The following is a 14,200-nucleotide window of genomic DNA, read 5'->3' as shown; positions in this document are numbered from 1 at the left end:
CGCTTCGTTGGTAATCCGTTCTATTTCAACATCTCGACGATTTCCTGGTGCCCGGCTTTCTCCGCCCGCGCCAGCGGGGTCGCCCACTCCGCACCGCCACCACGGGGATCCGCGCCCCGATCCAGCAGGAACGCCGCAAGGTCCCGGTGTCCCCAGCGCGCGGCCCATCCCAGCGGGGTGGAGCGCCACTCGTCGTCCACGGCCTCGATGGATGCGCCCCGGTCCAGCAGCAGGGCGGATTTCTCCACGTCGCCGATCACCGCCAGTTTGTGCAGGTAGGTGACACCGTGCCAGTTGGCGTTGTTGGGATCGGCGCCATGGTCGAAGAACAGGTTTAGCATGTCGAGGATATCGTCGTTGGGGGTCAGGGCGCGCCCGTCCAGGTGCCATCCCTTGCGCCGCCGGAACGCGTACCCCATGTAGTTGTTGGCGTACCAGGGCCGGTTCAGTTCCGCACCCGCCCGGATCAACATTTCGATGATCTCCCTGCGTGCGAAGCCGGCCGCCATGCAAAGCACCCCGTAATCGCCGCCGTAATTGGCCAGACCGGGGTCCGCGCCGAGGAGTTCGCCGACCACGGGGATATTGTCCAACAGCACGTACATGCTGATGTCGGCCGTCGCCCCGTGCTGATAGAGAAGGTTTACCATCTCCTCGTTTTTTCCCTGGCCGAGGGCCTGTGAAAGTGGCACGCCGCTGGATTCAACCGGAGCGTTGGGATCGGCGCCGTGAGCGAGCAGCAGTTTTGCCGTTTCCAGGTGATTGCCGGCCACAGCTTCGTACAGCGCGTGTCCCCTTGGCGCGTTGTGTTCCGGTGCGTTGGGATCAGCGCCGTGGTCCAGCAGAAGCTGCACGATGTCGTTGTATCCCTGTGACGCCGCGCTGAACAGCGGGGAGTGTCCGCAGGTATCCTGGTCGTTGGCCAGGTTTCGGTCTTGTGCCAGGAGTGCTCCAACGCGCCGTTCGTCCCCCAGGGCGCACGCGACCGTCATGCTGTAGTTCGCTCCTCTTGCGATCAGGTATCCGGTCAACAACGGATTCAGGCCTCCCCTGGACTTGCGCGCGCGAAACACGGCCACGTGCAGCGGTTTGCTTCCATCCCACCTGACCGGATCCGGTTCGGCCCCCATGTCCAGCAGCAAAGCCGTCATTTCCAGGTTGTGTTCTTCCACGGCCTCGTGGAGGGGACGGTTGCCGCGCTCGTCCGAGGCGTTGATCAACTCGGGAGAAGCCTCGAACAACGCCCGGGCTTCCTCCAGATCGCCTTGACGGACTACTTCGCAGGCACGTTCGCCCACGGGCGGCGCACTGTACCTGGACGCGATGGCGTCCGTCAGAAGACCGGCGATCTCGTCGTACCCACGGTCCCTGGCCCGTTCGAGCGGCGGCACGTGATAATCCAGTCCCGATGCCGACGAAGGATCCGCGCCGTGTTCGAGCAACAGACGGACCGCCTCCGTGTGACCTTCCCGGACGGCGAAGTGCAGGGGCTGGTAATACGCCCAGTTGCAGTTGGCCAGGCCTGGATCCTCCTGCAACAGCGACCCGATCCTGGCAAGATCGCCTTCCACCGAGGCCAGCAACATGTCCCAGACCTTGTTCGGCTTGCCATCCATGAAATGACCTTGCTCGCTCGTGAAATCGGGTCGTATCCAATGCATAACTCGGTCTCCGAAGATATCATTTGCAGACGGCGCGTGACCGTTCAGTTCGCTTGACAAAGTGCGAAGCAGACTCGGTTTCAACTTGCTCCGTGCTTCGAACAGCCTTTTGCGCACCGTGCCTGCTTTCAATCCCATGAAATTTGCGATTTCAGGCGCTGAGTAGTCTCCAATATACCGTAGCACCGTTACTTCTCTCAGTGTTTCCGGCAATGCCTCCACCGCTCCGCGGACTATTTGGCTTATGTCCCTGCGTGCCGCCCGGTCCAGGGGACTTTCCACGGCCGCCTCGATGTCATCCACCATGGGCACGAACCGGTGGTTATCGCGTTTCTTGAACCGGAAACATTGCCACTGAATGATCCGCCTCAGCCAGGCCGGAAACGAATCCGGCTCGCGAAGCGACTCGATGTGCTGCCAGGCGGCGATGAATCCCTCCTGAGCGGCATCTTCCGCCAGGTGCCGTTCTCCCAGAAGGCCCAGCGCGTAGCCGAAGGCCATGTCCTGGAAGTTGGCTACCACCTCACCGAAAGCGGTACTGCGTTCGGCATGGGGTAGAGATCGGTCGGCTGAAACCCGAATGTGTTGTTTGAGTTCGTTGGTCATATCGAACCGTCGAAGCGGTAACCGGCGACTTGCGCCTTCCGTCCATTCTCCATTACCATAGTGTCTTTCAATGGGCCAGGTGTTACAATGTCATTTGGATAGTCGAGCAAGAGGAGGGATCCTCCATGCATAACCTGAAAGTGAACGCGCTCCGGGTCTTCGTCCCGTCTAAAGACTACGATGATTCTACCCGGTTCTACGAGGACCTCGGATTCGAAGTGGCCTGGGCCGCGGACGAAGTGAAGGAGATGCGCATCGAGGGATTCAGCTTCTTCCTTCAGAACTACTATCAGAAGGAGTGGGCGGACAATTTCATGATGCAGCTGAAAGTGTCGGACCTGGACGCCTGGTGGGAGCTGATCGTGGGAAAAGACCTCGTGGCGCGATACGAGGGGGCCCGCGCCAGGAAGCCCACAGATTATCCCTGGGGGCTTCGCGAGATCCACCTGATCGATCCGGCGGGCGTGCTCTGGCACATCGCCCAGGATCCGGACTGACCTTTCTTTTCGCGGAGGATCAGGTCCCGCCGGAACCGTAATCGGCCAGGAGGTACTGTACGGCCAGGTTCGCGAAATCGCCCCACCGTACCGCAAATTCTCGGATCTGCTCCTCGGAAACGCGTTCTCCGTTGAAGTAGTGCCGCTCGATGGACCGTTTGACCGCGAGATCGCCGGCGGCGATGACGTTGCCCCGGCCCAGGTAACGTGCGCGAAACCAGTCCGCCGTCCAACGCCCGATCCCCACCAGGGCCGTCAATTCCCGTTCAACCGACGCGTCGTCCTTCTCCGCGAGCCCGGCCAGGTCGATTTCGCCCTCCCGAACGGACCGCGCCAGGTTCAGGATGTACCGTTCCTTCTGTCTCGAGAACTGCAACGGCAGCAGATCGCCGGGCACCGCTTCCGCCATCCTGTCGGGCGTCGGAAAGGCATAGTGGGTTTCGCCGCCGAACACGTGAGGTTCGCCGTATTCGGCTACGAGCCTGCTCCGCACGGTATAGGCAAACCCCAGGTTGATCTGCTGGGCCGTGATCGAGGACACGATCATCTCGAAGGGATCGACCTGCAGATTGGGACGCAGGCCGTAGTGGTTCTCAACTGCGTCGGCAAGGACCGGGTCCTCCGACGCGAACGCGTAGAAGGCCTGCAGAGGGAAGGACAGGCCCAGGATCTTCCCGGCTGCCGCGATCGCCTCGTCGGTCGCCGAGGAACCCGATCTGGCAGCCCCGTCCCCGGGCATCAGGCGCAATTCGATCCGGTCTTCGACGCGGTACAGGGACAGAAGACACGGTCCCCCGGCTGTACGGACCACCTTGCTGAAGACGCCCGCTTCGAACCGGTTGGCAAGGTCGGTGCCGTACCGCCGGTATCGATCGAGCGTGGATTCGAAATCGATGATCGTACCGCTGTCCGCGACGGTATGGACCAAGTTTCTGATGGTCTAGTTAACTCCTTGCAGACGTTGGTGTTACGGTCATTCTGAAAGACGTGTTTCCGCCGGAAAACAAAGTAGCGAACTACAATTACAGGGGCTTCCACAGTCCGACGAACGTTCCCTCGTTGTCCGCAATCCACGCGAAGTGGCCCATGCCCGGCACTTCGGTTGGAGGTACGATGGAGGCTCCACCCAGTGCCTCGGCCTTCGCGACGTAGGCGTCCAGATCGTCCACCTGCACATAGACCAGCGTATAGTTGTGCGGCTCGTGACCGAGGGCGGAAATATGACCGTTGATCCCTTCATCTTCCCCGGTGTCGATCATGGAGGCATGTTCATGGGACTCCATGTTCCACCCGAACAGGCCGGCGTAGAAGGCCTGGGTTTCTTCTCGATTCTTGCAACCGATCTCGAAATGCATGACGGGGTTCGCCATGGCGCGCTCCTCTCTGGTTGTGGTGCGTGTTGCTGCGGTTCATGCTACTTTGTGGTACATGCTACTACTTGTACTTGTCATTGAGTCCGTGGCCGGTCCGGATCATGGGCAGGATCTTCTCGAGGCGCCTGGCCCTGGTCTCCGCCCGTTTGGCCTCGGCAATGTATTCGGTGTACTCGCGCTGCTTGCCCGGCGTAAGCGCATCGAACCGATCGCCGGCGTCTCGGTCTTCCGCTAGTGCGCCGGCCAGTTCATCCGGAACCTCCACCGGCTTTTTCCTTTCCGCCTTGATCGCTTTGCCCTGCCGCTGGTTTTCGATGGACTCGGCCACGTAAGCGCGCAGCATCGGTTCGTCGATCTCTTCGACCGCCTGAAACCGCCATTGCCGCATGGCCCTGGTCCTGCCTTCCTGCGCATTGACCAGGACGCCGTGTTCGTCGCGCAGCAACGCGCCCTGGAAGAACCAGACGCTCACGAACTCCTTGAACGCCCCGATACCCGCCACGTTTTTGCCTGAATGGGTATAGCAGGGCTGACCCCACTTGACGGTCTCTTCGACCTCGCATTCGTTCATGACGGCGCGCAGTCTTTCCAGCATGGGACGCCATTCCACGTGGCCATCCAGGTAGTCTTCGACCGATTTATACCGTTGCACGATCCATCCTTTCCATGAATCCGGCCTAGGACGAGACTTCAGGCCGTCCCGATTCGTAGTGCGGGGTGTTCTGGGTGTTTCCGAAGAGACTGAGCCGGCCGGACAGGGCGGCCTCCACGTCCAGTTCGTACGCGTTGGCGACGGTCGTGACGATGGGCCGGATCTGTTTCTCGACGTAATGTCCGTAGTCTATCGGGGCCGTGATCCGGCCCTCCGGTTGCGGACCGTCAAGGGTAATCACGTACCGGATGACACCCGTCGGGTTTTCCATGAGCCGGGCCGCCTTGACGTGGGGAGGCACCGAACGGGTGTAGGATTCGACGGGCTTGCGCAGGTTCTTCCGATAGACGAGCAACTCGTCCCGGCGGCCCGAGCGGACCTCCTGGACCCAGTTGTAGATCTCTTCTTCGATCTCGGCGCCGGGCACGTCGTGAAACACCCGGTCGAGCAGCACGCCCTGCAGCCGGTGGGCCAGGTCGGTCCAGTCCCGCCGTACGGCTTCCATGCCCACGATTTCAACGCGGTCGCCATCGATCTCACGCCGCAGGCCCGCGTAACCCTTGGCCCTGCCGCGCTCGACGTCGCCCCGCATGGAAGGCAGCAGGAACCGGTGGTAGCACTTTTCGAGTTCCAGTTCGAGGAAAGACGCCACGCCGTACCGTTCCCTCACGTGCGCGGCCAAACGGGCATTGATCCGGTCGCATACCTTCCGCCCCAACTCCGTGGCCCGGTCCGATTCCGGACTGTCCGCCGGGTCGAGATCCACGAACACCGAATCCGTGTCCCCGTAAAGCACTTTGTATCCGTCTTTCTCCAACTCATCCCGGCACCACTTCAGGATGTAGTGTCCGAATTCCGTGATCGCACCGGCCAGTTGAGGCGCGGCGAAGCGGCAGGAAGCGGATGCCAGTACGCCGTAGAAGGAATTCATGACGATCTTATAGGTAAAGGAGGCGAGTTCGTCCCCGGTAGTCCTGGCCTCCTCGCGGCGCTTGAAAAACTGTTCCAGCATGGAAGGCAGTATGCCCGGGGTACGGGAAAACCGCGCGCCATTGGGAGCTTCAAGAAATCCCCCGTTCCGGTCGCCGTCGGACACGCGGCCGGGCACTGTGTCCGTCTGGCGGCCGGGTACCAGATCGGTCTCGCGGCCGGGAACCGCGCCCGTCTCGTCCGATGCCGTTTCCTGGCCCTCGATATGCGCCAGGGGATCGATATTGAAGGTGCGGATGATGGACGGGTAGAGACTCTTGAAGTCGAAGACGAAGACGTTTCGGTAGAGCCCTGCTTTCGCGGGGATGATCAATCCGCCCGGCGCGCCGGCGCCCGGGGTGCGGTCCACGCCGGTCGTCGGCGCCACCATGCCGCGTTGGTGTAGCGCGTTGATGTAGATGTTGTCGAAGGCGGCCACGCTGACCCACGCCCGTTCCAGCGGCAGGCCCGTCAACAGGCCCCTGCGCAGCGTCAGGTTGATCAGTCCTTCCGCCTCCAGGATGTCGAGTACCAGCCTCGCGTCCTCGAGACAGTAGGCGCAGAAGGTCGCCCGGTCCTCGCGATAGACCTCCGTGATCTTCTCCGCCCGGGAGCTCCCCTCATCGTCCTCCAGCAGCTTGCCCCTGCCCAGGATGGCGTTGGCCACGGTGTCCAGGCGGTAGTCCTCGAACCGCTGCAGCGTGCCGCGAAGCAGGTGCAGGGCGTCCAGGATCTGCCGGCCGTGAATCACCATGGTGCTTCCGCCCCAGACCTCCCCGGACCGGTACCAGGACTGGTCATCGGTCCGGCCGAGTTGAAACGGCACGTTCAGGTCCCTGTAGCGTCTCTGCAGGACCTGCAGGTCGAAGTCGACCAGGTTCCATCCCGTGATCAGGTCGGGATCCATTTCGAGTACGTGGGACGACAGGCCGCGCAGCATCGACGCCTCGTCGGGCCAGCAGACCAGGTGCGAGGGGTCCCCGTCGGCTGGTTCGCCGACCATGTGTATTTCTTCCGAGTCCATCCCGCCGTCCGTACCCGACAGCACCAGGCCCACGGCGTAGATGGTGGTCGCTTTGGGGTCCGTTTCGATATCCAGGGCCAGAACGCTGAAGGCAGGTTCCCAGTATTCCGGTTTAAGTTCGGGATTGGCGTAGACCCGGTCGACCCGATCGCCGGATGTCCAGGCGCCGCTGATCTTCACCCCACCCCGAAGGCCTCGTCCGATCAGGTACTGCCTGGCGAAGGGGATATCGCCTTCGTAAGTCCGCGGCTGTTGGACCTCCAGGCTCTTGACCAGGTTGCGCTGATCGCGCACGCGCTCGAACTGGATGCCTGCCACGGGCTCGCCGTCCATCGTGGTGTATTCCGATGGGACCACCCGGGCGGAAACCCCGTCTGAACGGATCCGGGAGTCGAGCTCAGGTTGTTCCGAGACCCGAACGAAGAGTGTGGGCGCAACGCGGTCGTCCGTGAACTGGAAAGTCTGGCCGTCCTGGAGTTTACCGACCCCGCAGATCACATCCCGGCCGTTCTCCGCCCGATGGAACACGTGGAGCAGGTAGCCCACGTCTTCCGCTTCGGTCTCCCCGCTGTTGTTGTTATGCGGTTGCGCGTTGGACATGGCTCAAATGGTCTCGGAGAAACCGGCCGGTGTAGGATGCGTCGATTCCCGCCACCTCCTCGGGCGTGCCGGTGGCGATGACTTCACCGCCGCTGTGGCCGCCTTCGGGACCCAGGTCGATGATGTGGTCCGCCGTTTTGATCACGTCGAGATGGTGCTCGATCACCACTACGCTGTGACCGGCTTCGATCAACCGGTTCAAGCTGGACAACAGATGGACGATGTCGGCCAGGTGCAGCCCGGTGGTGGGTTCGTCCAGGATGTACAGGATATGGCTGCCCCGTCGAAGCTTCCCCAGTTCGCTCGCCAGCTTGATGCGCTGTGCTTCGCCCCCGGAGAGGGTGGTGGCGGACTGGCCCAGCGTGAGGTAACCCAGGCCCAGTTGGTCCAGCGTCCCGATCTTCTTCGCGATGGAAGGCCTTTCTTCGAAGAAAGTGACCCCCTCTTCGACGGACATGTTCAACACGTCGGCGATGGTCTTGCCCCGGTAGGTCACTTCCAGCGTTTCCGGGTTGTACCGGGCGCCCTTGCAAGCCTCGCATGGCACCTCCACATCCGGCATGAAGTAAAGCTGGGTGGTGATCGTGCCCTCTCCGTTGCATTCGGCGCAGCGTCCCTCGGCCACGTTGAAGCTGAACCGGCCGGGCCGGTATCCGCGGGATACCGCTTCGTCCGTCTTCGAGAAGAGCGTCCTGATCTGGTCGTAGAACCCGATGTAGGTAGCCGGGTTCGAACGGGCGTTCCGGCCGATGGGCGACTGATCGATGTTGATGACGTGCTTGATGTACTCGACGCCTTCGAGCCGGTCGTGGTCCCCCGCGAGCACGCGGCTGTCGTACAGCTGGTTGTACAGCTTCTTGAACAGCACTTCGTTGATCAGTGTACTTTTCCCGGATCCGGATGCACCGGTCACGCAGACGAACTGTCCCAGGGGTATTTCGACGTCGATATCGGTGAGGTTGTTTTCTCGCGCGCCCAGGATGCGCAGCGTCTTTCCGGTAGGTCCGCGCCGTGTCTGCGGGGTGTCGATGGTCCGTGCGCCCGAGAGATACTGGCCGGTCGGCGACGCGGCACAGTGCAGGATATCGTCGAGCTCTCCCTGCACCACCACCTCACCGCCGTGCACACCCGGTCCCGGTCCCATTTCCACGATGTGGTCGGCCGCCCGGATGGTTTCCTCGTCGTGCTCCACCACGATGACCGTGTTGCCGAGATCGCGCAGTTGCCTGAGCGTGCGGATCATCTTCACGTTGTCGCGGGGATGGAGCCCGATGCTCGGTTCGTCCAGCACGTACAGCATGCCCATCAGGCCCGACCCAATCTGCGTGGAAAGCCGGATGCGCTGCGCTTCGCCGCCCGAGAGGGTACCGGCACGGCGGTTGAAGTTGAGGTAGTCCAGGCCGATGCCCAACAGCAGGTCGAGCCGGCCGATAATCTCCCGGATCACCTGCCGGCCGGCCAGTTCCTGTCGTCCCGTGGGTTCGATGGCTTCCAACTCGGCGCGGAGTTCGTCGAAATTGATCTCCCCGAAATCGTGGACCGTGCGGCCGTTGATCCGGAACAGGTGCCGTGTCTCCTTGAGCCGGGAACCCTTGCAGTCGGGGCACACCCGCTCCACCATGACCTTTTCGAGCCAGGCTTCCATGCCCGAACTGGCCACCTGCTTCTGCCGATACCGTTTGTAGTTCCGCTCGATACCCTTGCCGATTCCGCCGAAGCCCCATGGCTTCCCGAGCAGCTTGTGATCGGGTTCCTTCGCATCGGGCGGCGCCAGCAGGGGAAACTTGTCCGGCGTGCCGTCGAAAAGCACGTCCTGGATATGTGGCGGCAACGTACGGTAAGGCGTATCGAGGCTGAATCCCATGTGCACCGAAAGGCTGTACATGACCCGCCCGGACCAGGTATCCGGCTTGTAGTTAAAGGCGTCCTTGACGAAGCAGCCGTCCCGTATGCTCAGCGATTTGTCCGGTACCAGCAGGTCCCGGTGCACGACCATGTACGTGCCGAGTCCGAGACAGGTCCGGCACGCGCTGGAGGGATTGTTGAACTGGAAGTAGTCCGGCGCCAGGTCGCCTACCGCGAGATGGTGTTCCGGACAGCCGAAGGACGCGTAGAACCGTTCGGCGTCGCGCTTCCTGCCGCAGGCCGCCACGTGGATCCTGAGGAACTGATCCCCGGCGACCAGGGCGTTTTGAATCCCCTTGACCAGTTGTTTCTCTACGCCGAGCTTCAGGACGAACCGGTCAACGATCACCTCCATGCGCAAGTCACCGGATTCATCGACATCGACTTCGCCGCTGATATCCACGGGCTTTCCGTCGATCACCATGCGGCGGTACCCCTTCTTCCGGATCTCCGCGAAAAGAAAGTCGAGGTCCTCGCCATAGATCCGGGAAACCGGCGCGCGCAGTTCCACTTCGGTGCCTTCGGGCAGCGACAGCAGTTCATCGAGTATCTGCACCCCGGTCTTGATCGGAAGGTCGCGGCCGCAATAGGGACAGCCGGCGCCGCTGATCGTGGCGAACAGCAGGTTCAGGTAACTGCTGACATCGGTCATGGTGCCCACGGTGGAGCGTGGATTGCGCGCGACGGTCTTCTGCTCGATGGAGATGACGGGAGAAAGCCCGAAGAGATAGTCCACGTCCGGCTTGCCCACCTGCTGGATGAACCGGCGGGCATAGGAGGAAAGCGACTCCATGTAACGCCGCTGGCCTTCCGCGTAGATGGTATCAAACGCCAGGGACGATTTCCCCGAACCGGAAAGCCCCGTTACCACGATCATCCGGTTGCGCGGCAGCTCTACCGTGATGTCCCTGAGGTTATGCTCCCGGGCGCCCTGAACCAGGATCGACGTCCGGGGACCGGCCCCGTCACCGCTTTCGACGGCGTGCGGACCGACCGATACGGGATCGGCGGATGTTTGCGGTCGGACCGGGATTTCGGGCATGTCCATGCTCCAGAATTGCTGAGCGACTGTTCGCCCACGGCAGCAGTTGAATCACCCGCGATAGTAGTAGAACCCGAGTTCCTCGTACTCCACGTTGCTCTTCAACGTGAGCCGCAGCGGGCTGGATACCCGGGAAATGACGTCCTTGTCCGAGAGCCATTCACACACGGTGGTAACACCCCTGAGATTCATCTGGTTGTCGAACCAGGTCTCGATCTCCGTGACCGACCTGGCCGAGCCTTCCTCTGCGAGGTAATCGAGAATGGGCTGGAACAGGTCCGGCAGGCGTTCCTCGAGATAGGCATCGATCAGGCCGAGCGCTTCACCCACCACTGCCTCGGTCTTCGGCTGGTCGATCAGGTCCGTATACACCTTGTTGAAAAACTCCGGATTGAGTTCCAGCGCCTGCTGGATGACTTCGCGTCCGGCAAGCTGGCCGTGCATGAACACCTCGATCTTCGCGAGGCTGTTCGCGCACAACATGATGTAGAGAAACGCGTAGTGCAGATCGCGCCGGACGTGAAACCACTTCTCCGCCTTGTACAGGGTGGGTATCACGTGCGATGCCGCGTGCATGAGCTGGACCTGGCGGTCTCTCGAATGCAACGCCTGAATGCCGTCGTACAGTTCTCGGATCGTCTCGTCGTGGGTAAAGAGAAGGCGGCTGCGGGCCAGGGCCGAGTGCATGAACGAGCTCTGCAGTCCGCCTTCGATCATCTTCCTGAACGCCGAGCGCGGCTGCATGAACACGTGGATATACACGTCGTTCTCCAGGAGCGCGGCGCCTTCGGACACCTCGTCGTCATCCCTGCTCTCCCGGCGGAACAGGTTCTTGTCGTCTCGAGTGACGACGATCAGGTCGATATCGGATTTCTCCCACACCCGGTCGGCGGAGAGGCTGCCGAAGAGAATCGCCGCCAGGATGTGCCGGTCTTCCCGCGCCTTGCTTACGAAAGACGCGAGGGCCGACTCGAATTTCCGTTCAACCGTCGAGGGTGTGGTTTCCATCTGGGTATCCCCGGAAAAGGCATCCAAAAGGATAAAGCGCATACCGCAAAACCGCGACCGGTCCGTGGATGCGCCCGTTTCTATATAACATGCACCTGTGCCGTCGTCAACGCACAATTGCGAGTCGCAAGGCGATGAAACCCCTTGATTGGAACGCCCGCCGGCGGCTACTTTGCACCAGGTGCCAGGACCCGCATTCCAACCTTGCGGGATTTTCAAGCTTCGTACGGCGAGATCCCATGGTCCGAGGATGGTGCAATGCCGGCATCACCAGCATCCGGCGATTCGTCCCGTTTCCAGGCCCTGCTGGCCCACCGCGGCGGGCTCGCAACCGCGTTGCGGCCGGATCCCACCCTGTTCGAACGGATCGGCGGCCGGTCCGTGGTCGCGGACGTCATCGACGGCCTGTACGACCGGATCGAAAAGGACGCCGAACTACGTCCCATGTTCACCCGTACGCTGGCTCCCGAACGCATGAAGCAGAAGGCGTTCATGGAGGAGTGGATGGGCGGCGAACCCGGCTACACGCGGCACCACGCCTACGGCGGAATAAAAAACCGGCACGGTCACATTCACATCACCCGGGCATCCGCCGACCGGTGGCTGTCCCACATGACCGCTTCGCTGCAGGATCACATCGGTGACGAACCGCTCGTTGCCGAAGTGCTGCACGTGCTCCGGCCCCTTGCCCATGGTCTCGTCAACGAGCAAAAACCCGCCCGGCACGGCTGGGAGATGAGGTGTTATCGGGAAAAGCGATGGAGAGCGCCCGCCAGGTTGGCGGCCAGGGGTCAGGCGGAAGCCCTCGAGCGCAGCCTGGACGAGGATCCGGCGATGCTGAACGATCCCCGTCACGGCGCGATCATCCTCGCGGAAGCTGCGTTGCGGGGTCACACGGGGGTAGTGGCCCTGCTGCTCGACCGTGGGGTGGACGTAAACCTTCCGTCGGCCCATTCGAGCGACATTATGATGACCGCCCACTGTGCCGCGCGGAGCAAGAAGAAAGACGAAACGGCCGCGTTCCTGCTGGAGCGAGGTGCCGTGTATGACGTCTTCAGCGCCTGTTTTCTGGGTGACCGGCACCGGGTATCCGAACTCCTGGATGCAGCGCCGAGCCTGGTCGACGCGCAGGACCCCGCCTGCGACCTGCTGCCCGTAACCCCCTTGCATCACGCCGTTTACGGCGGTCACGAAGAGGTCACGAGCATGCTGTTTGACCGGGGCGCCGGGGTCGGCGTAAACAGCACGGCACTGGTCCGTTACGCCGCCGGTCGACGGCGGACCGATCTGCTTCGGCTGGTGCTGGAGCAGGGCGCGGACGCCACCCGGATCGGCTGCGGCAGATGGGTACTCGACGAGGAAGAATCCGCCCTGCTTATCGCCCGTGGCGCCGATGTCAACTATCCCGATGGAAAATGGATCTGGACGGCCTGTACGGGGAACAACAGCCAGCGGGACGATCCACGGTACGTGCAGGCCTTGCTGGACAAGGGGGCCCGGATCGACACGGTACTGCGTGGCGCCGGCGCCCTGCACTTTGCCGCCAAGGCTGGATTCACCGGAGTGATGGAGGTGCTGCTGGACAACGGCGCTCCGGTCGACGGGCGGAGCGAGAAGGGCGAGACCCCTCTGTTCTACGCGCTGAAGGCGGGTCCCCGGGCGGACATGGTGAAATCGGCGGCACTGCTGTTGGACCGCGGCGCGGACCCGACCCTTGAAGATAGACTGGGCAAGTCTCCCCTGGGGATCGCCCGCCGGATGAAGCGTCCGGACAAGGAACGCATCGTCTCGATGTTCGAAGCCGCTAGTCCGTCCGTGCCGGCGTAATGTCCTTCAGGTACGCAACCAGGGCCTCACGCTCCGGCGTTGTACCGTTGATTTCAATCCCCACTTCCGCCCAAACCAGTGGCGTCGTGCCGTGTTCATCGTCTGTCGCACCCGGATCGGCACCGGCATCGACGAGCAACTTCGCGATCCCGGCGTCTCCGCACAGATGCAGTGGCCTCTGCCCGGAGTCCGCCCGGGCGTTCGCATCCGCGCCACAACCCAGTAGCAACCGGACCGTTTCCTCCCGTCCATGCTGCACCGCTGCGTGCAGGGGCGTTCCCACTACGGCGTGAACCCCGATCTTCCCTTCGAATGCCACCGTGTCTGCATCGGTCCGGCAAAGCCGGCCGAGCTGGTCTGTCCTTCCGAGAGCGGCGAGCTGGCAGGGATCCGCCGGCGCGCCCCGGTCGATCAGGTACTCCGCCAGACGGCGACAACGTTCGCCGCGGGACAGCGCTGCGCCCAGCGGCGTGTTGCCATCGCCGTCGGCCGTATCCAGCCGCGCTCCGTGGTCCAGCAGGATCCCGGCCGTTTCCGCGGACACAACCACGTGGAGAGGCGGTTCTCCTCCCAGACCCGGACGGGATGCCGCGCCGGGGTCTTCCGCCAGCATCGCCCGAACGGCGTTGACATCATCCAGCAGGCACGCGGCGTGGAGGTCGACCTTCGCCCCACCTTCTATCAACAGCCGGGCCGCTTCCATGTGCCCCCAGTGGGCAGCGAGGTGGAGAGCGGTCCAGCCTCCATAGGAATCGGTGCCGTGGTTCGGATCCGCACCGTTGTACAACAGAATTTCGATGACTTTCGTGTTCCCTCGTTCAGCCGCCAGTTGAATCGGCACCGGACGACCTCCCCAGCGCGGGTGGGACGCCGGTTCATTCACCAAGCCAGGCACCTGGGAAAGGGCTGTTTCGACCCCTGACGGATCCATCTGCCAGATGGCGGTTCTCAGTCGTTTCATTGCCGCGCCGGCGTGCGATTCCGCCTGGGGGACGGGTTCACGGGATTCGGGCATCTGACTATCCTCTCTTCCGTC

The 14,200-nt window shown here is 62.5% G+C and carries 10 protein-coding genes; 2 read left to right on the top strand and 8 right to left on the bottom strand.

Translation table 11 applies throughout. The features are described from left to right. Positions 1-20 precede the first annotated feature (20 nt). On the bottom strand, positions 21-2,267 hold the full coding sequence (locus F4X08_07385) for a sigma-70 family RNA polymerase sigma factor (GenBank protein MYD25621.1): 2,247 nt from the start codon (positions 2,265-2,267) through the stop codon (positions 21-23). A gap of 125 nt (positions 2,268-2,392) precedes the next feature. Here F4X08_07385 and F4X08_07380 point away from each other — a divergent pair, with 125 nt between their 5' ends. Beyond that, entirely contained in the window at positions 2,393-2,764 is a 372-nt protein-coding gene (locus tag F4X08_07380) for a glyoxalase (protein ID MYD25620.1), read from the top strand. Between the two features lie 19 nt (positions 2,765-2,783). On the opposite strand, the gene F4X08_07375 is transcribed toward F4X08_07380, so the two are convergent. The 6 genes from F4X08_07375 to F4X08_07350 all read right to left on the bottom strand — a co-directional run bounded on the left by F4X08_07375 (position 2,784) and on the right by F4X08_07350 (position 11,337). Continuing rightward, positions 2,784-3,692 (bottom strand): DNA-3-methyladenine glycosylase 2 family protein, encoded by a 909-nt coding sequence (locus F4X08_07375; protein MYD25619.1) that lies wholly within the window; start codon positions 3,690-3,692, stop codon positions 2,784-2,786. Positions 3,693-3,786: 94 nt separating this feature from the next. Next, complete coding sequence (locus F4X08_07370; protein MYD25618.1) at positions 3,787-4,134, bottom strand: VOC family protein; 348 nt, start codon at positions 4,132-4,134, stop codon at positions 3,787-3,789. Between the two features lie 64 nt (positions 4,135-4,198). Continuing rightward, positions 4,199-4,789 carry a hypothetical protein gene (locus F4X08_07365; protein MYD25617.1) on the bottom strand — a complete coding sequence of 197 codons (591 nt, stop codon included), beginning with the start codon at positions 4,787-4,789 and terminating at the stop codon, positions 4,199-4,201. 25 nt (positions 4,790-4,814) lie between these two features. Continuing rightward, positions 4,815-7,382 (bottom strand): DNA polymerase II, encoded by a 2,568-nt coding sequence (locus F4X08_07360; GenBank protein MYD25616.1) that lies wholly within the window; start codon positions 7,380-7,382, stop codon positions 4,815-4,817. After that, entirely contained in the window at positions 7,360-10,329 is a 2,970-nt protein-coding gene (uvrA, locus tag F4X08_07355; GenBank protein ID MYD25615.1) for an excinuclease ABC subunit UvrA, read from the bottom strand. Before uvrA ends, F4X08_07360 begins: the two co-directional genes overlap by 23 nt. Positions 10,330-10,380: 51 nt before the next feature. Further along, positions 10,381-11,337, bottom strand: coding sequence for a nucleotidyltransferase domain-containing protein (locus F4X08_07350; protein MYD25614.1), 957 nt, complete (start codon positions 11,335-11,337; stop codon positions 10,381-10,383). Between the two features lie 258 nt (positions 11,338-11,595). On the opposite strand from F4X08_07350, the gene F4X08_07345 reads away from it, so the two are divergent. Beyond that, the gene (locus F4X08_07345; protein ID MYD25613.1) at positions 11,596-13,164 is read left to right on the top strand and encodes a hypothetical protein; all 1,569 of its coding nucleotides are present in this window, start codon (positions 11,596-11,598) and stop codon (positions 13,162-13,164) included. Here F4X08_07345 and F4X08_07340 read toward each other — a convergent pair. Beyond that, positions 13,142-14,179, bottom strand: a complete 1,038-nt coding sequence (locus F4X08_07340; GenBank protein ID MYD25612.1) for a hypothetical protein — start codon at positions 14,177-14,179, stop codon at positions 13,142-13,144. The genes F4X08_07345 and F4X08_07340 overlap by 23 nt on opposite strands. Between the last annotated feature and the right edge of the window lie 21 nt (positions 14,180-14,200).

The organism is Gemmatimonadota bacterium, from assembly GCA_009841265.1.
GTDB lineage: Bacteria > JAAXHH01 > JAAXHH01 > JAAXHH01 > JAAXHH01 > JAAXHH01.
The sequence above is the reverse complement of the archived record's forward strand: the minus strand, read 5'-3'. Positions and strand labels throughout refer to the sequence as shown.